The organism is Actinosynnema sp. CA-299493 (assembly GCF_050946825.1).
Lineage (GTDB): Bacteria > Actinomycetota > Actinomycetes > Mycobacteriales > Pseudonocardiaceae > Actinosynnema.
Genome location: NZ_CP191993.1, coordinates 8521445 through 8543717, shown reverse-complemented (window position 1 = coordinate 8543717; position 22273 = coordinate 8521445). Strand labels below are relative to the sequence as shown.

Annotated in this window: 23 protein-coding genes; 11 read left to right on the top strand and 12 right to left on the bottom strand. The window is 73.6% G+C overall.

The genetic code is table 11. The annotated features are described in order from the left end of the window. Nucleotides 1-14 precede the first annotated feature (14 nt). Genes ACQPYE_RS36640 through ACQPYE_RS36630 form a run of 3 tightly spaced genes read right to left on the bottom strand, consistent with a single transcriptional unit; the run spans nucleotide 15 to nucleotide 3059 of the window. Nucleotides 15-887 (bottom strand): HAD family hydrolase, encoded by an 873-nt coding sequence (locus tag ACQPYE_RS36640; RefSeq protein ID WP_498717696.1) that lies wholly within the window; start codon nucleotides 885-887, stop codon nucleotides 15-17. Next, the gene (locus ACQPYE_RS36635) at nucleotides 884-1273 is read right to left on the bottom strand and encodes a DUF1707 SHOCT-like domain-containing protein (RefSeq protein ID WP_498717695.1); all 390 of its coding nucleotides are present in this window, start codon (nucleotides 1271-1273) and stop codon (nucleotides 884-886) included. Before ACQPYE_RS36635 ends, ACQPYE_RS36640 begins: the two co-directional genes overlap by 4 nt. A gap of 10 nt (nucleotides 1274-1283) precedes the next feature. Then, complete coding sequence (locus ACQPYE_RS36630) at nucleotides 1284-3059, bottom strand: acetyl/propionyl/methylcrotonyl-CoA carboxylase subunit alpha (RefSeq protein ID WP_498717694.1); 1776 nt, start codon at nucleotides 3057-3059, stop codon at nucleotides 1284-1286. Between the two features lie 312 nt (nucleotides 3060-3371). Here ACQPYE_RS36630 and ACQPYE_RS36625 point away from each other — a divergent pair, with 312 nt between their 5' ends. Further along, nucleotides 3372-3848, top strand: coding sequence for a hypothetical protein (locus ACQPYE_RS36625; RefSeq protein ID WP_498717693.1), 477 nt, complete (start codon nucleotides 3372-3374; stop codon nucleotides 3846-3848). 123 nt (nucleotides 3849-3971) lie between these two features. Here the strand turns inward: ACQPYE_RS36625 and ACQPYE_RS36620 are convergent, their stop codons facing one another. Together ACQPYE_RS36620 and ACQPYE_RS36615 are read right to left on the bottom strand one after the other, a co-directional pair. Next, nucleotides 3972-5294: a dicarboxylate/amino acid:cation symporter gene (locus ACQPYE_RS36620; RefSeq protein ID WP_498717692.1), complete on the bottom strand. Its 1323-nt coding sequence runs from the start codon at nucleotides 5292-5294 to the stop codon at nucleotides 3972-3974. Nucleotides 5295-5472: 178 nt separating this feature from the next. Further along, nucleotides 5473-6081 carry a Maf family protein gene (locus ACQPYE_RS36615; RefSeq protein WP_498717691.1) on the bottom strand — a complete coding sequence of 203 codons (609 nt, stop codon included), beginning with the start codon at nucleotides 6079-6081 and terminating at the stop codon, nucleotides 5473-5475. A 184-nt stretch (nucleotides 6082-6265) separates the two neighbouring features. Between ACQPYE_RS36615 and ACQPYE_RS36610 the strand changes: the two genes are divergently transcribed. Then, entirely contained in the window at nucleotides 6266-6670 is a 405-nt protein-coding gene (locus ACQPYE_RS36610) for a hypothetical protein (protein ID WP_498717690.1), read from the top strand. A 41-nt stretch (nucleotides 6671-6711) separates the two neighbouring features. On the opposite strand, the gene ACQPYE_RS36605 is transcribed toward ACQPYE_RS36610, so the two are convergent. Together ACQPYE_RS36605 and ACQPYE_RS36600 are read right to left on the bottom strand one after the other, a co-directional pair. Beyond that, complete coding sequence (locus ACQPYE_RS36605; RefSeq protein WP_498717689.1) at nucleotides 6712-6924, bottom strand: acyl-CoA carboxylase subunit epsilon; 213 nt, start codon at nucleotides 6922-6924, stop codon at nucleotides 6712-6714. Further along, entirely contained in the window at nucleotides 6921-8552 is a 1632-nt protein-coding gene (locus ACQPYE_RS36600; RefSeq protein ID WP_498717688.1) for an acyl-CoA carboxylase subunit beta, read from the bottom strand. Before ACQPYE_RS36600 ends, ACQPYE_RS36605 begins: the two co-directional genes overlap by 4 nt. Before the next feature lie 213 nt (nucleotides 8553-8765). On the opposite strand from ACQPYE_RS36600, the gene ACQPYE_RS36595 reads away from it, so the two are divergent. The 7 genes from ACQPYE_RS36595 (at nucleotide 8766) to ACQPYE_RS36565 (ending at nucleotide 15087) form a co-directional block, all read left to right on the top strand. Then, the gene (locus ACQPYE_RS36595) at nucleotides 8766-9554 is read left to right on the top strand and encodes a biotin--[acetyl-CoA-carboxylase] ligase (RefSeq protein ID WP_498717687.1); all 789 of its coding nucleotides are present in this window, start codon (nucleotides 8766-8768) and stop codon (nucleotides 9552-9554) included. 44 nt (nucleotides 9555-9598) lie between these two features. After that, complete coding sequence (locus tag ACQPYE_RS36590; protein WP_498717686.1) at nucleotides 9599-10144, top strand: PH domain-containing protein; 546 nt, start codon at nucleotides 9599-9601, stop codon at nucleotides 10142-10144. Further along, a complete protein-coding gene (locus ACQPYE_RS36585; RefSeq protein WP_498717685.1) occupies nucleotides 10131-11060 on the top strand; it encodes a hydroxymethylglutaryl-CoA lyase in 930 nt (309 codons plus the stop codon). The genes ACQPYE_RS36590 and ACQPYE_RS36585 overlap by 14 nt, the downstream gene beginning before the upstream one ends. Nucleotides 11061-11283: 223 nt before the next feature. Beyond that, nucleotides 11284-11763, top strand: coding sequence for a YbaB/EbfC family nucleoid-associated protein (locus ACQPYE_RS36580; RefSeq protein ID WP_498717684.1), 480 nt, complete (start codon nucleotides 11284-11286; stop codon nucleotides 11761-11763). Next, complete coding sequence (locus ACQPYE_RS36575) at nucleotides 11760-12068, top strand: WXG100 family type VII secretion target (protein ID WP_498717683.1); 309 nt, start codon at nucleotides 11760-11762, stop codon at nucleotides 12066-12068. The genes ACQPYE_RS36580 and ACQPYE_RS36575 overlap by 4 nt, the downstream gene beginning before the upstream one ends. A 14-nt stretch (nucleotides 12069-12082) precedes the next feature. Continuing rightward, a complete protein-coding gene (locus tag ACQPYE_RS36570; protein ID WP_498717682.1) occupies nucleotides 12083-14779 on the top strand; it encodes a TNT domain-containing protein in 2697 nt (898 codons plus the stop codon). Next, complete coding sequence (locus ACQPYE_RS36565; RefSeq protein WP_498717681.1) at nucleotides 14776-15087, top strand: hypothetical protein; 312 nt, start codon at nucleotides 14776-14778, stop codon at nucleotides 15085-15087. Before ACQPYE_RS36570 ends, ACQPYE_RS36565 begins: the two co-directional genes overlap by 4 nt. Here the strand turns inward: ACQPYE_RS36565 and ACQPYE_RS36560 are convergent. Both ACQPYE_RS36560 and ACQPYE_RS36555 read right to left on the bottom strand, forming a co-directional pair. Then, nucleotides 15074-16348, bottom strand: a complete 1275-nt coding sequence (locus tag ACQPYE_RS36560) for an ATP-binding protein (RefSeq protein WP_498717680.1) — start codon at nucleotides 16346-16348, stop codon at nucleotides 15074-15076. The genes ACQPYE_RS36565 and ACQPYE_RS36560 overlap by 14 nt on opposite strands. After that, nucleotides 16348-17013, bottom strand: a complete 666-nt coding sequence (locus tag ACQPYE_RS36555; RefSeq protein ID WP_498723060.1) for a response regulator transcription factor — start codon at nucleotides 17011-17013, stop codon at nucleotides 16348-16350. Before ACQPYE_RS36555 ends, ACQPYE_RS36560 begins: the two co-directional genes overlap by 1 nt. Nucleotides 17014-17052: 39 nt before the next feature. Between ACQPYE_RS36555 and hisN the strand changes: the two genes are divergently transcribed. Further along, nucleotides 17053-17838 (top strand): histidinol-phosphatase, encoded by a 786-nt coding sequence (hisN, locus tag ACQPYE_RS36550; RefSeq protein WP_498717679.1) that lies wholly within the window; start codon nucleotides 17053-17055, stop codon nucleotides 17836-17838. 7 nt (nucleotides 17839-17845) lie between these two features. Here hisN and ACQPYE_RS36545 read toward each other — a convergent pair whose 3' ends face one another. Genes ACQPYE_RS36545 through ACQPYE_RS36535 form a run of 3 tightly spaced genes read right to left on the bottom strand, consistent with a single transcriptional unit; the run spans nucleotide 17846 to nucleotide 21265 of the window. Beyond that, nucleotides 17846-18400, bottom strand: a complete 555-nt coding sequence (locus ACQPYE_RS36545) for a GtrA family protein (protein ID WP_498717678.1) — start codon at nucleotides 18398-18400, stop codon at nucleotides 17846-17848. A gap of 36 nt (nucleotides 18401-18436) precedes the next feature. Beyond that, nucleotides 18437-18952, bottom strand: a complete 516-nt coding sequence (locus ACQPYE_RS36540; protein ID WP_498723059.1) for a GtrA family protein — start codon at nucleotides 18950-18952, stop codon at nucleotides 18437-18439. A gap of 36 nt (nucleotides 18953-18988) precedes the next feature. Next, nucleotides 18989-21265, bottom strand: a complete 2277-nt coding sequence (locus tag ACQPYE_RS36535; protein ID WP_498717677.1) for a sigma-70 family RNA polymerase sigma factor — start codon at nucleotides 21263-21265, stop codon at nucleotides 18989-18991. A gap of 229 nt (nucleotides 21266-21494) precedes the next feature. Here ACQPYE_RS36535 and ACQPYE_RS36530 point away from each other — a divergent pair, with 229 nt between their 5' ends. Continuing rightward, nucleotides 21495-22226, top strand: a complete 732-nt coding sequence (locus ACQPYE_RS36530) for a GGDEF domain-containing protein (RefSeq protein ID WP_498717675.1) — start codon at nucleotides 21495-21497, stop codon at nucleotides 22224-22226. Nucleotides 22227-22273 lie beyond the last annotated feature (47 nt).

The following is a 22273-nucleotide window of genomic DNA, read 5'->3' as shown; positions in this document are numbered from 1 at the left end:
CATGGGCGGGACGACTAGTCCGTGACGAACCCGTCGTAGCGCCCGGCCAGCTCTTCGAGCAGACCGCGGTGGACGGACGCGGGCCGGTCGTCGGGGCCGGTGGCCAGCTCCACCACCCAGTCGGCGTCTTCCAGGTCGTCCTCGCCGGCCAGCACGTCCTTGTGCACCGCGCACGGCGACCAGCCGGCCGCCCCCAGCTCGCGCGCGGCTTCCTCCGCGTCGTCACGGTCGTGCAGGACCAGGAGCAACGGACCCGTGGTCCCGGCCGGACCTGCGCCGACGCCGTCGTCCAACAAGCCCCGCGACGACAGCGCCTCGCGCAGCGCGGGGAAGTCCGGCGTGTGCACGGCGTCGATGCCGATCGTCCGCGCCGCCTCGGCGTTCACCGGGTTGTCGTCGCAGAACAACGTCCCCGACGGCGAGTGCTGGAGCACCCGCAGCGCACGCCGGAACGCCTCGGGCGCCGGCTTGGCCACCCCGAGCCGCGCGGAGGTCACGACCGCGTCCACCTCGCGGTCCAGCCCCAGCGCCGCCAGGTCGCGCGGCAGCCGGTCGGTCGCGTTGGACAGCAACGCCACCCGGCACCGCTCGCGCACCCGTCGCACCAGCTCCAGCGCTTCCGGGACCACCTCGCCGACCCGCGTCCACGCCGCCACCGCGTCGGCCGCGCGTGCCGGCGGCAGACCTTCGACGACCAGCTGCCCCCGCACGGCCGCGCGCCACTCCTCGTCCGTGGCACGGCCGGCTATCGCGGGACCGGACAGGGAGGACGACACCCGCGCCAACGTGCCGCGCGGCAGGTCGAAGGCGTCCTCGACCGGCCCGTCCGGCGGGGACCGCCGCAGCACGCCGTCCAGGTCGAGCAGCAGCAGCGACGGCGCGCTCACCGCCTGCCCATCCGACCGATCAGCAGCATCACGGCCGGGATCAGCAGGAACACCAACGGCGTCTTGGCCAGGAAGAACAGCACCACGCTGATGATCGCGACCGCCGTGACGGCCGCGGTGCTGACCCGGAACTCGACCGGGAAGCCGCGCCGGGCGGCCACCGCCGGCGGCGTCACCGGTGGCTCCACCCGGGTGAACCGCGGCCGTGGCGCGGGCAGGTCGGCGAACAGCGCGTACAGCTCGCCGCGGGTCTTCGCGGTGGCGACGCGGGCGGAGCGGTCGCCGTACTCGTCCACGCTCAACCGCCCCTCGCCGAGGTGCGTGCCGAGCAGTTCGAGCGCGTGCTCACGCTCCGCGTCGCCGATCCGGATGTCCCGCTCGCTCACACGGGTGAGCCTATTCCTTGATCTCGCAGATGACCGTGCCCTGGGTGACCGCCGCGCCCGGCTCGGCGACCAGCCCGGTGACGACGCCGGACTTGTGCGCGGTGACCGGGTTCTCCATCTTCATGGCCTCCAGCACGACGATCAGCTCGCCCGCCTCGACCTGCTGCCCGTCCTCGACCGCGACCTTGACGATCGTGCCCTGCATGGGCGCGGCCACCGCGTCACCGGAGACCGCCGCGCCGCCCTTGCCGCCGGCGCGCTTGCGCGGCTTGGCCTTCACCCCGACCTTGGCCGCGCCGCCACCGCCGCCACCGCCGAACGCCAGGTCACCGGGCAGCGAGACCTCCAGCCGACGTCCGCCGACCTCGACCACCAGGGTCTGCCGCGGCTCGTCCTCCTCGGCCTCCGCGCTGTCGGTGAACGGCGCGATGGTGTTGTCGAACTCGGTCTCGATCCACCGCGTGTGCACGGTGAAGCCGTCCTCGGAACCGACGAACGCGGGGTCGCGCACGACCGCCCGGTGGAACGGCAGCACGGTCGCCATGCCCTCCACCACCATCTCGTCCAGCGCGCGCCGGGCCCGTTCCAGGGCCTGCGTCCGGTCCTCGCCGGTGACGATCAGCTTGGCCAGCAACGAGTCGAACTGGCCGCCGATGACCGTGCCGCTCTCCACGCCCGCGTCCACCCGGACACCGGGGCCGGCCGGCGAGGTGAACGTGGTCACCGTGCCGGGTGCGGGCAGGAAGTTGCGGCCCGCGTCCTCGCCGTTGATGCGGAACTCGATCGAGTGGCCGCGCGGGGTCGGGTCCTCGGTGAACCGCAGCACCTCGCCGGCGGCGATCCGGAACTGCTCGCGCACCAGGTCGAGGCCCGCGGTCTCCTCGCTGACCGGGTGCTCGACCTGGAGGCGGGTGTTGACCTCGAGGAACGAGATCGTGCCGTCCACCGCGACCAGGTACTCGACCGTGCCGGCTCCGTGGTAGCCGGCCTCCTTGCAGATGGCGCGCGCCGACCGGTGGATCTCGGCCCGCTGCTCGTCGGTGAGGAACGGCGCGGGGGCCTCCTCGACCAGCTTCTGGTGGCGGCGCTGCAACGAGCAGTCGCGCGTGCCGACGACGATCACGTTGCCGTGCTGGTCGGCCAGGACCTGCGCCTCGACGTGCCGCGGCTTGTCCAGGTACCGCTCGACGAAGCACTCGCCGCGGCCGAACGCCGTGACGGCCTCCCGCACCGCGCTGTCGAACAGCTCGGGGATCTCCTCCAGCGTCCGGGCCACCTTGAGGCCACGCCCGCCGCCGCCGAACGCCGCCTTGATGGCGACCGGCAGGCCGTGCTCCCGGGCGAACGCGATGACCTCGTCCGGGCCGTCGACCGGGTCCTTCGTGCCGGGGACCAGCGGCGCGCCCGCGCGCATCGCGATGTGCCGCGCGGTGACCTTGTCGCCCAGGTCGCGAATGGCCTGCGGGGTCGGCCCGATCCAGGTCAGGTCCGCGTCCAGCACGGCCTGCGCGAAGTCCGCGTTCTCGGACAGGAAGCCGTAGCCGGGGTGCACCGAGTCCGCGCCCGCGCGCTTGGCCACGTCGAGGAGCTTGTCGATGGACAGGTAGCTGTCACCGGGCGTGCTGCCGCCCAGGGCGAACGCCTCGTCGGCCAGCCGGACGAACGGGGCGTCCCGGTCCGGGTCGGCGTACACGGCGACGCTGGCCAGACCGGCGTCCCGGCAGGCGCGGATGACCCGGACGGCGATCTCGCCGCGGTTGGCGACGAGGACCTTGCGCAGCGACACGACGTCCTACCTCCTGGCAACCCGGGGACTGGAGCGGCAATGGTCGGGGAGTTTAGTGACCTGTCCGTGCTCGGAGACCGAGAGACAGCTCACGCTTGAGTGGAACAATGGGAAATCGTGACACGCCCGCCCACCGCCGCGCTTCTGACAGCTTGCGCAGCTGTGCTCATCACTATCGCGGGACTGGTCACCGCCTGGTCACTGCGGCCTCCCGCGGCCACCGACCCCGCCGCCGCGGCACCTCAGGACGAATTGCGGTGCGGGACGACCGCGTGCCGTTCGGTGGTGAAACAGGAGGTCGGGGTCGATTCAGTGGAATTGGTCGTCGGCGGGGGCGCGGGCCGGATCCGCACCAGCGGCGCTTCGGGGCCGAACATCTTCGAGCTGACCATCGCGTCTTCGGGCGCCCGAATCGACGAATCGTCGTTGCAGTGCCTGGACGCCGAGGTCGCGGTGTGCCTGGTGCGGGGCGAGGTCGGCGGCGAGGTGCGCGGGGAGGTGCTGGTGCGCAGGTCGGGCGCGTGGTCGCGGGCGCAGGTGCCGTACCTGGCGAGCGGGGCCTACCTCGCGCTGCACGACGTGGACGGGGACGCGGTCGCGGACGTGGTGGCCGTGCAGCGGGCGTGCCAGGCGGCGGAGGACTGCTCGTGGTGGTTCGCGCAGGTGTTCTCGCCGGCGAGCGGTGGCGGTGAGCTGGGGTGCACGCCGGTGGTGCGGGAGGCGGAGTCGCTGCCGGGCTGGCCGGTCGTCACGCCGGACCCGGCCGACCTGCGTCACTGCGGCGCGTGACGTCCTGAGCGTTGAACTCGGGGTACCTGGACGTAGGACACGGGTGTTCTGGAGGTAGGACTCACGCGACCTGGACGTAGGACTCTCGCGAGAGTCCTACGTCCAGGTCGGGTGGGGTGGGGCTCAGGCGGGGACGGGCTCGCGGGACGGGGTGGTGAGCAGCGGGGGCTCGCTCGGCGCGTTGAGGACCTCGTCGTCCAGCAGGCCCTCGGAGCGGGCGACCAGGACGGGGACGGTGATCTGGCCGGTCACGTTGGTGGCCGTGCGGACCATGTCCAGGATCGGGTCGATCGCGTAGACGACCGCGACACCGGTGGCGATGACCTCCGGCGGCATGTTCACCGCGCCCAGGGTCAGCGTCAGCATGGTGAACCAGCCGGTGGTGCCGGCGGTGGCCAGCGCGCCGAACACGGCGACCGCGACGATCGCCACGTACTGCCACACACCCAGTTGCACGCCGAACAGGTTCGCGATGAACACCGTGGCGATGGCCGGGTACACGGCGGCGCAACCGTCCATCTTCGTGGTCGTGCCCAGCGGCACGGCGAACGACGCGTAGTCGTCGTCCACGCCGAGGTTGGCGGCGGTCTGCCTGCTCAGCGGCAGCGTCGCGCCCGACGAGCGGGACACGAAGGCGAACTGGATCGCGGTCCACGCCTTGGCGAAGAAGGTGACCGGCGACACCCGGCCGACGAACCGCAGCAGCAGCGGGTACACCACGAACAGCACCAGCAGCGACCCGCCGTACACCGCCGCGATCAGCGAGAACAGCGGCCGGACGAACGAGTTGCCGTACGTCGCGAACGCGGTGCCGATCAGGCCGAACACGCCGATCGGGGCGAGCAGCACGATCCAGCCGACGATCTTCTGGATCAGGTCGAACGCCGACCGGGTCAGCGTGACGAACGGCGTGGCCTTCTCGCCGAGCGCGTACGCGGCGAAGCCGACCAGCACCGAGATGAACACGACCTGGAGCACTTCACCCTCGGTGAAGGCGCTGAACAGGTTGGACGGGACCAGGGTCTCCAGCAGCGTGCCCCAGGAGCCCTGGTCACGCGCCGCGAGCTTCTCCACCGCCGCCTGCGACGGCTGGACCTGCACGCCCGCGCCCGGCTTGAAGACCAGCGCGATGGCCAGGCCGACCAGCACGGCGATCAGGGACGTGATGGCGAACCACAGCAGCGTCTTCCCGCCCAGCCGCGCGGCGCGCGAGCTGCCGAGGCGGCGCAGGCTCGTGATGCCCACCACGATGGCGGTGAACACCAGGGGGATGACGGTGAACTGCAAGAGGCTGGTGAAGACGTCGCCGATGGAACCGAGGGTGGTGGTGAGCCACTCCTGGTCGGTGCTCTTGGCGACGTACCCCGCCAGCGCGCCGAGGACGAGGGCGGCGAGGACGGTGAAGCCGAACACCTTCGGCTTCGCATAACTGCGGACGAACGACACGACTGCTCCGGATTGGCTGCGCAGGGGTGGGCGACGGGGGCGGCGTCAGCCGCGACAGCCCGCGCTCGTCCTGCGCCCGAAGTCGATGTGACGGCGACGCGTCAGCAGTTCACCCACAGCTCCCCTAACCCGAAAGCTCTTCGTAGAGCTTCCCGGATCAGCGGAAATGTGACAATGGCTACCAGATGTCGGACACCGCGACGTCCACTTGACGCAGCAGCCCGCGCGTGAGCGGCAGGCTGATGCCGATGACGCTGGACGGGTCGCCGTCGATGCCGTCCACGAACCAGCCGCCCCTGCCGTCGAGCGTGAACGCGCCCGCGACCTGCAACGGCTCGCCGGTGGCGAGGTACGCCTCCAGCTCGTCCGCGGTGGGTCGGCCGAACCGGACCAGCGTGGTCTCGTGCCCGGTGGCACGGGCCACCACCCGCCCGCCGCGCACCCGCAGCACGGCGTGCCCGGTCAGCAGGGCGCCGGTCGTGCCGGCCATCCTCTGCCACCGCTCGCGCGCGACCTCGACCGTGCCGGGCTTGCCGTGCACCTCGCCGTCGGCGGTGCGCAGCATCGAGTCGCAGCCGACGATCACCGCGTCGTCGTCCTCGTCCCGGGCGATCGCCTCGGCCTTCGCCGTCGCCAGGGCCGTGACCAGCTCTTCCGGTGTCGGGTCGGCGAGGGAGGCGGCCAGCGCGTCCTCGTCGACGCCGGACACGCGGACGACGGGCTCGACACCGGCGGCACGCAGCACGGCCAGGCGGGCGGGGGACTGGGAGGCCAGGACGAAGCGCACGCCGTGCAGCCTAGGGCGTGGCCGGTGGACGCCCGAACGGACGGCGGCCGGGTGGGCGTCGACCCGGCGCCCGTACGTGAACCCGAAGCGGAAACCGCAGCTCACACGACTTCGGGACCCCGCCGCGCGGGCGGTGCGTAGAACTACCGATGCGCCCTGTGACGGCGTTCGGCACGCTCGCGGTGTGCAGCGTTTGGCTCTGGTGGTGCGCCGGCCCGACCGGGGTCGAGGTCGGTACCGGTGGCTCTTGGCGGCGCCGGCCGTCCTGGTCCTCGCCCTGACGGGCCGGGTCGTGTCGACGGACCCGGTCGGCTACGGCGTGCCGTTCTGGCCGTTCGCGAACGGCAGCGACCGCGTCGAGCACCGGGTGATGGACCAGGTGACGTCCATCGCGCGGGCCTTGCGGCGGGTCGACGAAGTGCCCTCGGCGGTGGCCGCCCAGGGCGTCGAGGTGCTGGACGCGCGGGTAGGCGCCGGCGCCGTGTGGATGCGGGTGCGCGTGCACGTGCCGGACGGGACGCGCTGCCGCGAGGTCTCCGTGCTGGGTGACGGCGTGCAGGTCCACTCACGTCGGGTGGAGTGCGCCTGATCGCGCCGCCGTCGCGGACGACTTCGCCGGGCAGCGGCGGTTCAGCCCGGCAGGGTGGAGGCCCGCCACGCGCCCGGGCCGTGCGGCAACGGGCGCCGCACCTGCCGGGACCTGTCCGACCACGCCGAGCGGCGTGGCCGGTCCTCGACGGGACCGCCGGCCGATGCCAGGCCGACCACGACCGCCGTCACGGCGGCCAACTCGACGTCGTCCGGGTTGCCTCGCACCACCCGGAAGTGCGGCGCCGCGCTCACAGCGGGATGTTCCCGTGCTTCTTGGGCGGCAGCACCTCGCGCTTGTCGCGCAGCATCGCCAGCGCCCTGGCGACGTGGGAACGCGTGAAAGAGGGAGGGATCACACTGTCAACATAGCCGCGTTCGGCCGCCACGTAAGGGTTGCAGAGGGTGTCTTCGTATTCTTGCTGCAAACGGGCGCGGAGCGCGTCCACGTCCTCGCCCTCCGCCGCCGCGGCGGCCAACGCCTTGCGGTGCACGATGTTGGCCGCGCCCTGCGCGCCCATCACCGCGATCTGCGCCGTCGGCCACGCCAGGTTGACGTCCGCGCCCAGGTGCTTGGAACCCATCACGTCGTAAGCGCCGCCGTAGGCCTTCCGGGTGATCACGGTGACCAGCGGCACGGTCGCCTCGGCGTAGGCGTAGATCAGCTTCGCGCCGCGCCGGATGATGCCGTTCCACTCCTGGTCGGTGCCGGGCAGGAAGCCGGGCACGTCCACGAACGTCAGCACCGGGATGTTGAACGCGTCGCAGGTGCGCACGAACCGCGCGGCCTTCTCCGAGGCGTCGATGTCCAGGCAGCCCGCGAACTGGGTCGGCTGGTTGGCCACCACGCCGACGGAGTGGCCGTCCACCCGGCCGAAGCCGACCAGGATGTTCGGCGCGAACAGCGGCTGGACCTCCAGGAACTCGCCCTCGTCCAGCACGCGGGTGATGACCTCGTGCATGTCGTAGGGCTGGTTCGCCGAGTCCGGGATCAGCGTGTCGAGCTCGCGGTCGGCGTCGGTGACCGAGTCCTCGACCGAGCCGTGCACCAGGTCGTCCGGCGCGTCGAAGACCGGCGGCTCGGACATGTTGTTGGCGGGCAGGTAGGACAGCAGCTCCTTGACGTAGGAGACGGCGTCCTCCTCGTCGTCGCCGAGGTAGTGCGCGTTGCCGGACTTGGTGTTGTGCGTGCGCCCGCCGCCGAGCTCCTCGAAGCCGACGTCCTCGCCGGTGACGGTCTTGATCACGTCCGGGCCGGTGATGAACATGTGCGAGGTCTGGTCGACCATGACCACGAAGTCGGTCAGCGCCGGCGAGTAGACGTGGCCGCCCGCGTTCGCGCCCATGATCAGCGAGATCTGCGGCACGACGCCGGACGCGGCCACGTTGCGGCGGAAGATCTCGCCGTAGAGGCCGAGCGAGACGACGCCCTCCTGGATGCGCGCGCCGCCGCCCTCGTTGATGCCGACGATCGGCCGGCCGGTCTTGATCGCCAGGTCCATGACCTTGACGATCTTCTCGCCGTACACCTCGCCGAGCGAGCCGCCGAAGACCGTGACGTCCTGGCTGAACACGCACACCGGGCGGCCGTCGACGGTGCCGTAGCCGGTCACCACGCCGTCGCCGTAGGGCCGGTTGCGCTCCTGCCCGAAGTTCGTCGAGCGGTGCCGCGCCAGCGCGTCCAGCTCGACGAACGAGCCGGGGTCCAGCAGCAGTCCGATGCGCTCGCGGGCGGTCCTCTTGCCCTTGGCGTGCTGCTTCTCCACCATGCGCGCTGAACCGGCGTGCACGGCCTCCTCGTTGCGCCGGTGCAGGTCGGCCAGCTTCCCGGCCGTGGTGCGGACGTCCGGCTCCTCGCCATTGGGGGCGGTCGCACTGCTCATAGCGCGGCAGCTTAACCAGCCGGTAACGACCCTGCGGGGCGGTAGTAGCCCAGGTCACTGGATGGGTGGGTTGACCTCCAGCGCGGTGGAGGTTGCAGGCTTGACCGCGCGGCCCGCCCCGCGATCCACACCGCTCCGACAAGCGCGTGGGGCGGGCCGCGACTCCCGGCGTGGATCATGCGCCCCGGCGTCGTCGCTCCTAAGGTGCGAGCCGTGACCTTGGATGCCACCGCCCTCCGCTCCGCACTCGTCGGCCCCTACGCGACGGTCGACGTCGTCGCCGAGACCGGTTCCACGAACAACGACCTGCGTGGTGCGGCGAGCCGGGGCGCGCACGACCGCACCGTCCTCATCGCCGAACGGCAGACCGCCGGCCAGGGGCGACGGGGCCGCGGCTGGACCTCGCCCACCGGCGGCCTCTACCTGAGCGTGCTGTTCCGCCCGACCAACGTGCCGCCGACCCGGTTGCCGTGGGTGACGCTGCTCGCGGGCGTGGCGCTGGTCCGCACGGCGCGCGGCGTCGGCGTCGAGGCGTCCCTGAAGTGGCCGAACGACCTGCTCATCGGCGATGCCAAGGCGGCGGGCGTGCTGGCCGAGACCACCGCGGGCGTGGCGCAGGCGGTGATCGTCGGCATCGGGCTCAACGTGGCGGGGCTGCCCGACGACGTCGAGCCCGGCGCGGGCGGTCTGCTGCCGACCAGCCTGGAGGACCACGCCGGACCGCTGGACCGCACCGAGGTGGCGATCACGCTGCTCCGCGAGCTGGCCGCGCTGGAGGAGCGGTGGCGCCGGGCGGACGGCGACGAGCCGTCGTTGCGGGAGGAGTACCGCCGGCACTGCGTCACGCTCGGCAGCCAGGTGAGGGTGGAGCTGGCCCGGGGCGAGTCGCTGCTCGGCACGGCCCGGTACCTGGAGACCGACGGCACGCTGGTGGTGCGCGACGACGCGGGCGAGGACCACTCCGTTTCCGCCGGGGACGTGGTGCACCTCCGGGTACGGTGAGGCGAGCCGCACCGAGGCGAGCCGAGCCACCGAAGGGGACCGTCGTGGCCTACCCGGACGACCTGCTCACCACCGGCGAGCACGTCGTGATCCACCGGCACCCGCACTGGAAGACGCTGGTCGTCCCCGTGCTCGTGCTCCTCGTCTCGGTCGGTGTGGGCGCCTACCTCGCGGTCTGGGTGTCCGACTTCGGCTGGGCCTCGGCCGCGTGGACCGCGCTCGCGGTGATCGTCGCGGTGCTGGTCGCCTGGCTGACGGTGGCGCCGGTCGTCCGCTGGCGCACCACGCACTTCATCATCACCAGCGAGCGCGTGATGTACCGGATCGGCGTGGTCAAGCGCACCGGCCTGGACATCCCGCTGAGCCGCGTCAACAGCGTCCGCTTCGAGCACACCCTGGTGGACCGGCTGCTCGGCTGCGGCACGCTGATCATCGAGTCGGCCTCGGACGAGCCGTTGGAGTTCGACGACATCCCGGCGGTGGAGAAGGCGCACTCGCTGCTGTACCGGGAAATCAACGACAACTCCGCCGATGACAGCACGATCGACGACCACCGGACGGAGGACAGGGTCACTGATGGGCGCGCGTGAAGTCGGACTGCCGGACACGGTCGGCGCGGACGGCCTGCCGGACCGCGTGACGATCTGGGAGGTCGGGCCGCGGGACGGGTTGCAGAACGAGTCCGAGGTCGTGCCGGTCGGCACCAAGCTGGAGTTCCTGGACCGGCTGGCCGACGCGGGCGGGACGGTGCTGGAGGCCACGAGCTTCGTGCACCCCGAGTGGGTGCCGCAGCTGGCCGACGCCGAGGAGCTGCTGGCCGGCCTGGTCAAGCGCCCCGGTGTGAGCTACCCGGTGCTGGTGCCCAACGAGCGCGGGCTGGAGCGGGCGTTGCGGGCGGGCGTCGACCACGTCGCGATCTTCGCCAGCGCCACCGGGACGTTCGCCCGGCGCAACCTCAACCGGTCGTTGGACGAGCAGTTCGCCATGTTCGACCCGGTGGTGACCCGGGCCAAGGCCGAGGGCCTCCGGGTGCGCGGGTACGTGTCGATGTGCTTCGGCGACCCGTGGGAGGGCGCCGTGCCGCGCGACCAGGTCGTCGGCGTCGGCAAGCGGCTGCTCGACATGGGCTGCGACCAGCTCTCGCTCGGCGACACGATCGGCGTGGCCACGCCGGGCCAGGTGACCGCGCTGCTGGCCGGGTTCGACGACGTCGACCGGCTCGCGGTGCACTTCCACGACACGTACGGGCAGGCGTTGGCGAACACGCTGGCCGCGATGCGGTCGGGCGTGCGCACGATCGACTCGTCGGCGGGCGGGCTCGGCGGCTGCCCGTACGCGGAGTCCGCGACCGGCAACCTGGCCACCGAGGACCTGGTGTGGATGCTGGACGGGCTGGGCGTCGAGCACGGCGTCGACCTGGACAAGCTCGCCGACACCAGCGCGTGGATGGCCGAACGGCTCGGCCGGCCGAGCCCGTCGCGGGTGGTCCGGGCGTTGCGGGGGTAGTGCGGGCGGTCGAGCCGACACCGGAGACCCGGCCGTCGCCGGAGGGTGGCGAGGACCCGCCGCGCCCCGCGTCCGGTCCGGTGTTCCGGCGTTGGCCCGAACGGCGCACCGCGCCGTGCGCACCGGGATTTCGTCGCAACGGTGGGGAACCGGGGTCGGGGTCGCAACGTCCAACGCGCGACCGACGACCATGCCCGGCGACGGTTGAAGACCGGAGGTGGCCGTGACGACCGATCACCGCGCCCAGGTGGACGAGTTGCTCGCCGACTACCGGCGCAGCCGCGACCAGCTGGCGTCCGTGCAGCGCGACCTCGCCCGGATCTCCGGGTCGGCCACCAGCCCCGACGGCTCGGTGACCGCCGTGGTCGACGCCAAGGGCGCGCTCACCGACCTGGAGCTGCGCGACGACGCGTACCGGTTGCGGCCGGCGCAGCTCGCCCGGCTGATCGTGAGCACCGCGCGGGAAGCCGCGGCCAAGGCCGCCGAGGGCGCCTACCGGACGTTGAGCCCGGTGCTGCCGGCCGGCACGGATCCCGAGGCGTTGTTGCGCGGCACGGCCGACCTGCGGCCGGAGGAGATCGGTGTGGACGAGCCCCAGCCGCCGCAGCCGACCCGACGGCGTCCCGTCGCCGACGACGAGGACCTCGACCAGCGCGAGTGGATGACCGACGTCGACACCAGGGTTCCGAGGAGAACGAGATGACCGGCTTCCAGACCGACCTCGCCCGCCTCGCCGAGGGCGCCGACGACTTCGCCGCGTTCGCCGAGCGGGCCGGGAAGATCGCCGGTGAGCTGGGCGGCGTGCTCGGCTCGATCGGCGACTGCTGGGGCGGCGACGCGATCGGGCAGAGCTTCGCGGCGAGCCACGTCCGGCCGTCCGGCGAGGTGCTGGACGGGTTGACCGGGCTGAGCGCCGGGTTCGGCGGTGTCGGGGAGCGCTTCGCCGAGACGGCCCGCACGTACCGCGAAGTCGAAGAGGGCAACCGCAACGCGCTCGGCGCGATCTGACTCAGGGGGCCGTGATGGGGATCGAGCTGCCGGCCGAGTTGGCCGAGGTCGCCGCGAAAGCCGGGGTGTCGTGGCCCCAGGCCGACGAGGACAAGCTGCGCGCGTCCGCCACCGCGTGGCGTGAGGCGGGCGCGAAGCTGTCCACCCTGGCGGGGGAGTCCGACGGTTCGGCGGGCAAGGCGTTGACCGGCATGACCGGGTCGACCGGTGACGCGGCACGCGGCCACTGGGACAAGTTCACCGCGCCGGACGGCACGCTGAACTCCGTGCTGCGCGGCTGCCACGCCGCCGCCGACCGGTTGGACCACGCGGCCGAGCAGGTCGGCGCGGCCAAGGTCGAGCTGGTGCGCGAGCTGGTGAACCTGGCGAAGAACAGCGACGCCGCGCAGCAGGCCGCGAACGCCGGGCACCCGACGGCGTTGCTGGGGCTGGACGCGGCGGTGCGCGGCGCGGCGGCGAACGTCGCTCACCTGACCGACGCGCTGGCCGGCGCGGTGCGGTTGGACAGCGGCGTGCAGATCGGCGGCCACCAGCCACCGGTCGCCGCCAACCCCGGCGTGCACGCGCCCGACGCGGGGCCGGGTCAGGGACCTGGTCCCGGTCAACCCCGGGGCGGTCTGCTGCCTGGCGGTCCGGGTGGCCTGCTCGACGGTGTGCTGCCGGGTGGGTCCGAGGGCCCGGCCAACGGGTCCGGTGGCGGTGGCGCTCCGGGCGCCCAGCCGGTCGTCGGCCCCGGCGCGGCTCCGGGCAACGGCCAGGCGCCCGGTCCGATCGGTGGCCTCCTCGGCGTGGTGACCGACACGGTGAACGTGGTGACCGAGCCGGTCGTCGGCATCGTGGAGACCGTCGCGCCGCCGCTCGCCGCCGTGGTGGAACCGGCGCTGGACAAGGCGGGCGAGGTCGTCCGGGACGCCGGCGGCGTGGTGGGCGACACGGTCGACCGCACCGTCCAGGGCGCGGCGGACAAGGCCCAGGGCCTGGTCGACGCCGTGGTCCCGGGCCAGGACAACGCGCCCGGCCGGTCCGGCGACGGGCCCGGCCACGGCGACCGGCCCGGTCAGGACAACGGACCCGGCCACGGCAACGGGCCGGGTCAGGGCAGCGGACCCGGCAACGCGCCCGGTCAGGGCAACGCGGTCGGCAACCTGGTCGGCAGCGTGGTGAACCCCGTCCTCGGCGCCACGGCGCCGGTCGTGGACGCCGTGACCCGCACCGAGGGCACCGTCAACCAGTCGTCGGCGGCGGTCCTGGACCGTCCGCTGCTCCCGCACGCCGAAGCACCCCACGCGGCGGCCCAGCCCGCGACCCCGGCCGCGAACCAGGCCGGGCCGCAGGGACCGTCGTTCAGCGGTCCGTCCGTCGGTGGCGCGCCCTCGGCCGCTCCGGCGGCGGCAGCGGCAGCCGTGGCGCAGAGCCCGGCCGCCAACACCCAGGCCCCGGGCCAGCAGCCCGGGCAGCAGGCGGGCTCGCCGGCGGCGAAGGCCGAGGCGCGTGCCGCCCAAGCCGTTCCGGCCCAGCCCGGCCAACCCCAGTCCGGCCAACCCCAGTCGGGTCAGCCGCAGCCCGGCCAGACCCCGGCGGGACAGGGGCAGGGCCAGTCCGGCTCCGGTCAGGGTCAAGCGGGCCAGAACCAGAACCAGGGCGCTCCGGCCAAGGGCGAAGCCGCCGCGAAGGCCGAGGGCCAGGCCAAGGCCGAGGCCCAGCCGAAGAGCGAGGGCCAGGCCAAGGTCGACAGCTCGGCCAAGCCCGAGCTCAAGGACGTCCAGAAGGACCTCAAGGACGCCCTGGCCGCGGTCGGCGAGCAGGTGAGGGACGGCGACCTCGCGTTCGCGATCGTCCCCGTCCCGCTCGGCGGTCGCGACACCACCGCGCCGCCGCTCCCGACCGGGACCACGTCGGCCCTCCTGCCGACCGAACCGGACGACACCCCGCCCGCGCCCCGGGTGCAGGCCGCGCGGACCGCGCAGCCGACCACCGAAGCGGCGGCGTTGTTCCTGCTGCACATGTTCCCCGGCGGCACGCTCCCGCCACCGAGCACGGCCCCCGCGCGCCAGCTGCCGCCGCCGTCGGAGGACGAGACGTTCGCGGCGGGTCTGCGCTTCGAGCCCCAGGGTCACCCCGACGGCCACCTGGTCGACGCCTCCGCCCGGTTCGGCCTCGACCTGCGCGCGGTGAGCCAGGACGCGCTGCGGTCGCGGCTCTCCGGCGTGGAGCCGACCGGTCCGGTGTCGACCGACCCGGTGCCCGCGGGCAACCGGCCCCGCCTGGTCCTCACGCCCGGTGTCGCGCCCGATCCCGTGCTGCTGGAGGGCTACGACCCGCTGGCGGGCACGCACGAGCGCGACTGGGACCGCCGGTTCCTGGTCCGCGCCGACCCGCCCGAGTACGCCTGGCCGCCCGGCGAGCTGTTCCCCGAGGGCGGCTACGAGGCGGGCCAGCCCGGCGTGCTCGCGGTCGGCGTCGAGCTGGACCGGTTCGGCGGGCCGGAGGGCCGGGTGCTGTCCCAGCTCGGCACCGCCTACGCCGAGCGCTCGCTGCCGCCCGCGCTGGTGACCGCGGGCTACCACCGCTACCGGGTGGTCCAGGTGCTGCCGGTGTGGTTCACCCTGTCCGCCGAGTGGTTCGGCCAGCCCGGCGGCGGCGCCCGCTTCCGCGCCACCTACCCGGTCGCCGACCTGATCGCGCTGGGCTACCTGGAGGAGATGGCATGAACGCGGAGTCGGTCCAGGGCTGGCTGCTGGCGGTCGGCGTGCCCGCCGAGGTCGTGTCGATCGGCGCGGAGGCCGACAACACGTGGTGCCTGCTGCCGACCGAGGAGGGTGTCGAGGTCTTCTGGCGCGAGCAGGGCAACCGGTACGACTGGGCCGCGTTCACCAGCGAGGACGTCGCCTGCCACTACCTGTTCGGCCGCCTGGTGTGGGCGCAGGTCGTGCGCGGCGCGGTCGGCGTGCTGCCCCAGGAGGCGCTGCCCCGGGAAGCCGGGACGGGGGAGCCGGCGGTCGCGCCTAGCGAGGTGTGAGGTCGGTCCGCCAGGTCACGCCGACCACGTCCTCGGCCTTCGGCACGGGCAGGAACAGCGCGAACGTCGCCGGCCGGGCGGTCGACAGCTCCAGCCGCCCGCCGTCGGCGTCCACCAGGGCACGCGCCAACGCCAGCCCCACACCGGTGGACCCGCCGCCGGACACACCGCGTTCGAAGATGTGGTGCGCCAACTCGTCCGGCACGCCCGCGCCGCCGTCGGCCACCTCCACGACCACCGTGCCGTCGTCACTGCGCGCGGAGACGACGACCGGACCTTCACCGTGCCGCAGCGCGTTGTCCAGCAGCACGCCGATCGCCTCACGCAGCCGTGCGGGTGTGGCGCGCGCCAGCATGCCCTCGGGCACGCGCACCCGCAGCGCGCGCCCGGCCCGCCGCAGCGGCTCGCGCCACTCCTCGGCGATGGCCGTCAACTCCGTGCGGAGGTCGAGCGGCTCCGCGCCGACCGCGCGGGCGGCCCGTGCCGCGGCCAGCATCTCGTTGAGCACCTCGGCCAGGCGCTCGGCCTGCTCCAGCGCGGCCCGCGCCTCGGCCGCCGTGTCCGGCTCCGGGTGCAGCGACAACGTCTCCAGCCGCAGCTGCAACGCGGTCAGCCTGCTGCGCAGCTGGTGCGAGACGTCGCCGACCAGCTCCCGCTCCCGCTGCACGAGCTGCGCCAGCGCGCCCGCCGACCGGTCGAGCGCCTCGGCCACCAGGTCCAGCTCCGGCACGCCGTGCCGCCGGTCGTCGCGCCGGAAGTCGCCCGCGCCCAACCGGGCCGCCCGCGATGCCACGTGCCGCAACGGCATGGCGAGCTTGCGGGCGGTCACCGTGGCCACCACCGTGCCGGTGCTCACCGACAGCACGACCAGCAGCACCACCAGCGCCGCCACCTGGTACTGCGCCGTGTGCATCGGCGCGGACGACACCTCCAGCCGCACCGTGCCCCGCTGCGCGATCGGCACCTCCACCGACAACGGGTCCAGGCCGGGTTGGCGGCCGAACTCGAGCACCGCGCCGGCCGACCGCACCACGAGGTGGCCGCCCTCCGGCACGCCGACCTCCACCGGCTTCAGGTCGATCTCCCGGCCGCCGGCGATCTGGTCGTCGATGGACGCCGCTATCCGCTGCGCCCGTGCCGCCAGGTCGGTGCGGGCGCCGTCCTCCACCAGCCGCAGCGCCGTGTAGCCGAGCGGGAGGCCGAGGACGAACCCGGTGACCGCGACGGCGAGCAGGATGGCCCGCAGGATCCGGCTGCGCATCAGTCCGCGGTGTTGAAGCGGAAGCCGACACCGCGGACGGTGGCGATGCGGCGCTCCACCGAGCGCACGTCGCCGAGCTTGCGGCGCAGCCACGACATGTGCATGTCGAGGGTCTTGCTGCTCTTGAGCTCCGGGTCGTTCCAGACCTCGGACAGGATCTCGTCGCGGTGCACCACCTGGCCCGCGCGTTGGATCAGCACGCGCAGCAGCTCGAACTCCTTGTTCGCCAGCTGCACCTCCTGGCCGTCCACGGTGACGCGTCGGGCGGCGAGGTCCATGCGCACGCCGTTGACCTCCAGCGTGCCGGGCGCGCGGCGTCGGAGCAGGGCGCGGATGCGGGCCATCAGCTCGGCCAGCCGGAACGGCTTGGCCACGTAGTCGTCCGCGCCCGCGTCCAGGCCCACGACGAAGTCGACCTCGTCGGAACGCGCGGTGAGCATCAGCACGGGCAGGCCGCGACCGCCCGCCCGCAACCGGCGGCACACCTCCAGCCCGTCCATCCCCGGCAGGCCGAGGTCGAGCACCAGCAGGTCGATGCCGCTGTGCGTGGCGGCGGTCAACGCGCTCGGACCGTCGGTGACGACCTGCACCTGGTAGCCCTCCCGCTGCAACGCGCGGGACAGCGGTTCGGCGATCGCCGGGTCGTCCTCGGCCAACAAGACCACGCTCACACCACCCAGCGTAGGCGTGGCACGATCCCGTGCGTGCCCGACCTTCGCGCAGATCTGTCCCTGGCCCTCCGACTGGCGGACGAGGCGGACAAGATCACCACCGCCCGGTTCCGCGCCCGCGACCTCGTGGTGGAGCGCAAACCCGACCGCACGCCGGTGACGGACGCCGACGTGGCGGTCGAGGACGCGATCCGCGCGGTGCTCGCGGTCGAGGCGCCGGCCGACCAGGTCGCCGGCGAGGAGCGCGGCGGCACGGCGGGCGACGGCCGGGCCTGGGTGGTCGACCCGATCGACGGCACCAAGAACTTCCTGCGCGGCGTGCCCGTGTGGGCGACCCTGATCGCGCTGGCCGTGGACGGCGTGCCGGTGGTCGGCGTGGTGAGCGCGCCCGCGCTGGGCCGTCGTTGGTGGGCCGCGACGGGCGGCGGCGCGCACACGTCCGACGCGTCGGGCGTGCGGGAGATCTCGGTGTCGGCGGTGCGCGACCTGTCCGACGCCTACCTGTCCACCACGCACCTGGGCACGTGGGTCGAGCACCACTCGCGCGAGGCGTACCTGGCGCTGGTCGACGCGTGCTGGGAGAACCGGGCGTTCGGCGACTTCTGGCAGCACTGCCTGGTCGCGGAGGGCGCGATCGACGTGGCCGCGGAGCCGATCGTGAACCCGTGGGACGTGGCGCCGTTCCAGGTGCTGGTCACCGAGGCGGGCGGCCGGTTCACCGACCTGGGCGGCGTGCCGAGCTTCACCGGCGGCACGGTGCTGACCAGCAACGGGCACCTGCACGACGCGGCGCTGGCGGTGCTGGCCGGAGGTCGCTGACCGCCGGTCAGGGGCGGCCGGGCGGCTGCTCGTCGTCCTTCGGCCGGTCGTAGGCCCGCGTCACGCGACGCGGCCGGAAGTCCGCCTCGGGGAAGACCCACTTCTTGTAGCCCCACCAGCGGAACACCATGGCGATCAGGGTGCCGACGACCTGCGCGCTGACGAAGTCGGCGACCTCCTCGCCGATCCTCGTCACGTGCGGCTCCTGGAAGTGCAGCAGGTACCGCGACACCCACAGCGGCACCGAGTTGAGCGCGATGCCGATGCCGTTGACGAGGAAGAACAGCGCGGCCTCGTGGTGCCGCTCCCGCCCGCCCCTGGTCTTGAACGACCACTCGCGGTTGAGCACGTACGACACGATCGTGGCCACCAGCGTCGCCACGATCTTCGCGGTGACCGGGTTCTCGCTCAGCACGAGCGTCTTGAGGCCGAAGAAGAGCACCGTGTCGATCACGAAGCAGGTGCCGCCGACCACGGCGAACTTCAGCAGCTCCCGGTGCTTGAGGGCCAGGGAGCGCAGCGGTTCGGGCAGGTGGAGGACGACGTTCTCGACTGCGGACACCCGAGCAGTCTACGGAAAGCCGGGTGAAAGGCCTGTTCAGGCGACTTCGCGGGACTCGGCCACGGGGTGCAGCGGCTGGACCGACGGCCGCGCGTCGGCCTGGGGGAACACGAACTTCCGCATCGCCCAGTACTTGAAACCCGTGGCCAGGAGCATGCCGATCACCGAGCCGGCGGCGAAGTCGGCAACCTCCGAGTGCAGGTCGAACACGTGCCGCGAGACGTACAGCGGCAGCAGGTTGACCCCGATGCCGATACCGCTGACCACGAAGAACAGCGCGGCCTCGTGGTGCCGCTCACGTCCGCCGCGGGTGTGGAAGGACCACTCGCGGCTGAGCACGTAGGACGAGATGACCGCGACCAGCACCGCGATGGCCTTGGCGGTGACGACCTTGTCCGCCAGCACGGTCAACTTCAACGCGTACCAGACGCCGTTGTCGATCAGGAACGTCGTGCCGCCGACCACGGCGAACCGGATCAGCTCACGGTGCTTGTTGATCAGGAAGCGGATCGGTTCCGGCAGGAGCCCCAAGACCCTGCGCACGAGTGGCAGCACCGGGGCAGGCTACCGACCCGCGTGATCGGACGGTCACGAAGGGGTGCGGCAGTGACCGGGCAGCAGGTCGTCCAGCAGCGGCGGCAACCAGGGCAGCAGCGGCCGGCACGGTTCGTCGCGGGCGGGTGGTGGCGTGGTCGTGGTCGGCGGGGTCGTGGGTTCGGTGCTCCGCGTGGTCGTGGTCGGCGCGGACGGCTCGGTGGGCGTGGTCGGCGGGACGGTCGGAGTCGTGGTCGCCGGCGGTGCGGTGGTCGTCGGCGCGGTCGACCCGGTGGTCGTCGGCGGCGTCGCGCGGGTGGTGGTCGGCGTGGTGGTCGACGTCGGCGTGCCGGCCGGCGGCTCCGGCTCGTGCGGTTCGCCGGGGCGCGTGGAGATCGGCACCTCGACCTGCTCGGACGCGGTGCCGAGGGTCGCCGAGACCCGCACCGCACCGCCGCGGTGCGGTGACCCGATCGCCCAGACGGCCAGCCGGAACGACGCGCCGCGCGCCAGCGGCACCTCGCACACCACCCGGTTCCACGAGCGCTCGCAGCCGGGCCACAGCGTCACCAGCGCGACGTGCTCGTCGGACTCCACGACCAGGCGCAGGTCGCCGGCCCGCCCGCCGGTGTTGGTGACCTGGATGTCGAGCCGCGGGTCCCAGAAGCCGTGCTGCCACTTGTGGACCAGCAGTTCCAGGTCGTCCCGGGCCGGGCGCACCTCGACGTCGACCGCGATGGCCACGCTCAGCGACACGCCCGCGCTGACCGTGCCGGTGATGAGGCCGGTCGCCGCCTCGGGGTCGGCCCGCACCCGGAACACGAAGGTCGCCGTGCCGCCGGGCGCGACGCCCTGCGCGGTGGCGCACGTCACCACGCCCGTGCCCGCCGGGCAGGCCACGGTCTGGTCGGCCGCGCCGTCGAGGCGGGCGAGCCGCCCACCCGCGAAGGACGCGGCGGGGCCGACGGACCGGACGCCGGGCGGCAGGACCAGCACGGCGCTGGCCGGCTCCGAGACCGACCCGCCGGAGTTGCGCACGGTGATCGGCAGGTCGACCGGCTCCTCGCCGGGCGTCAGCACGAACCCGCTCGGCACCACCGGGACGAAGTTCGGCGGCGTCGGTTCCGGTTCCGGCTCGGGTTCCGGCTCCGGTTCAGGCGCGGGCACCGGCTCTGGCTCGACCCGCGGTGTGGTCGTGGGTTCCGCGGTCGGGGCGGCCGCGGGCTCGGTGGTCGTGGGTTCCGCCGGCGGCACGGTGGCGGGCGGCGGGTCGACCGCCGGCGACCGGGTCGGTTGGGTGGGCTGCGTCGGTTGGCCGGGCCGCACGGGTTGCGTGGTGGTCGAAGGCGTGGTCTGCGCGGCGGGCACCTGCTGCTCGCCGGCGGACGCCAGGCCGATCGCCACCGCGATCACCAGGGCGGCGGCCGAGGCGGCGGCCACGAGGAACTGGCGCGGCACGGACGCGGCGGCTCCGGCCGCGCCACCCGTGCCCGCGGCGGCGGCGACCGTGACGGCCTTGGCGGTGCCCGCGCCGGCCGCGGCGAGGTAGCCGGACGCGCCGATGCCGAGCACCAGCGGGGCGATGATCCCGCGCAGCGCGCCGTTGACGTCGGCCAGCTCGGCGGCCAGCGCCCGGCAGGAACCGGTGCACTCGTCCAGGTGGGCCTCGACCTGCGTGGTCTCCCGCTTGGACAGCCCGCCGCGCGTCCACGCGCCGAGCCGCTCCACGGTGGCCCGGCAGCGCTCGGTCCGCGTCTCGGCCAGGTGCACCTGCAAGTACGCCTGCTTGAGGCCCTCGCGGGCGCGGTAGGCCAGGGCGGACACGCCGTTGGCGGTCAGGCCGAGCAGCGGCGCGACCTCGGCGGGCGACTGGCCCTCGATCTCGGTGTGCCACAGCACGGTCTGCCAGCGCTCGGGCAGCCGGGCGAACGCCCGCGCCGCCATCGACCGCTCCAACCCGGCCACGGCGGTGTCCTTGAACGGCACGCTGGTCGCTTCGGGCGCGACTTCGGCCACGTCGTCGGCCAGTTCGAGCTTGCGGTCCCGGCGCGTCTTGTCGTAGGCGGTGTGGCGCAGCGCGGTGAGCAGGTAGGCGCGGAACGCCGAGTCGGGCCCGCGGCCCGCCCGCAGCGTGTCGAGAACCTTCGCGAACGCGTCGGAGACCAGGTCGTCGGCCTCGGCGGAGGACCTCGCGAGCTGGCGGGCCAGGTTGTACGCGGCGGACACGTGGCGTTCGTAGAGCTGCCCGTAGGCCTCGACGTCCCCCGCGCGAACGGAGTCGATCAGCTCCGCGTCGCCAGGCCCCTGGACTTCGGCAGGAACGGTCGCCACGTGTTGTTCCCTCCCTCGCGCGGCGTCAGTGTGACGTACCGAGTCGCGCACCGTCACCCGGAACCCCCCGACTGGGTGGAGTTAATGCCGTCATGGCTGAAGCGCGGCGACGTCTCGTAGGCGGAATCGACGTCGAGGAGGCATCCGGGTGGGTGTTCGGGAAGCGGTCACACGGCGTTCCGGCGCTGAAGGGTCGCGGGCACTGCGGTCGAGGTGGCGGACCGCCACGATGGCCGCCGGCTGGGCGTTCCCGGCGGACTGGCCGTTGGCGGAGGTCGACGACGTCTGCCGGGCGGTGCTGGCGGCGGACGAGGACGAGGCGGGCGAGGCGCTGTACCGCCTCGGCGCCGCCCGTGCCGAGGCGGGCGCCGGGCTGGCGGAGACGCTGCTCGACCTGGCGGCGCTGCACGCGGTGCTGGCGGAGCCCCCGGGGTCGACGGGGATCGTGTCGCCGGACGCGGACGCGATCCCGTCGCCGATGCTGCGGTCCACCGCGCTGGGGTGGGGCGACGTGATGAGCGCACGCGCGGCGACCTGCGACGCGGACGACCCGCTGACCGGCCTGGCCACGTCCGCGTACCTGCGCACGAGGCTGCGCGAGGTCTACGGAGAGGCGCGGGCCACCGGTCGCCAGGAGCACGTGCTGGTGTTCGTGGGGCTCGACCTGACCCGCACGTCCGGGTGGTCCCGCGTGGTGGCGATGACCTTGCTGGCCGACGCGCTGAAGGAGGTGTTCGACGGCGGCGAGACGGTGGCCTCGATCGGGTCCTCGGTGGCGTGCGTGCTGCTCCGCCGTGACCGGCGCCTGGCGCGGGCCGTGGGCAACCTGCGCGTGCTCGCCGCGGACCGGCTGGCCGTCGACCCGCACGTCGCGCCGACCGGTCCGGTCGAGGTCTGGCTGGAGGAACTGCCCCCGGACCGCGAGGGCGCCCTGGCGCTGATCGCCGGGCTCGGCCGCTGAGAGCCCCGGGCGCCGAACCCCCCTGTCCGGCGTCCGACGACCGAAGA

Bases quoted from the DNA above. Each gene is read 5' to 3' on its own strand.
- ACQPYE_RS36565 (WP_498717681.1), top strand. From the start codon at position 14,776: ATGAACGCGGAGTCGGTCCAGGGCTGGCTGCTGGCGGTCGGCGTGCCC.
- ACQPYE_RS36530 (WP_498717675.1), top strand. From the start codon at position 21,495: ATGGCCGCCGGCTGGGCGTTCCCGGCGGACTGGCCGTTGGCGGAGGTC.
- ACQPYE_RS36575 (WP_498717683.1), top strand. From the start codon at position 11,760: ATGACCGGCTTCCAGACCGACCTCGCCCGCCTCGCCGAGGGCGCCGAC.
- ACQPYE_RS36585 (WP_498717685.1), top strand. From the start codon at position 10,131: ATGGGCGCGCGTGAAGTCGGACTGCCGGACACGGTCGGCGCGGACGGC.
- ACQPYE_RS36570 (WP_498717682.1), top strand. From the start codon at position 12,083: ATGGGGATCGAGCTGCCGGCCGAGTTGGCCGAGGTCGCCGCGAAAGCC.
- ACQPYE_RS36560 (WP_498717680.1), bottom strand. From the start codon at position 16,348: ATGCGCAGCCGGATCCTGCGGGCCATCCTGCTCGCCGTCGCGGTCACC.
- ACQPYE_RS36600 (WP_498717688.1), bottom strand. From the start codon at position 8,552: ATGAGCAGTGCGACCGCCCCCAATGGCGAGGAGCCGGACGTCCGCACC.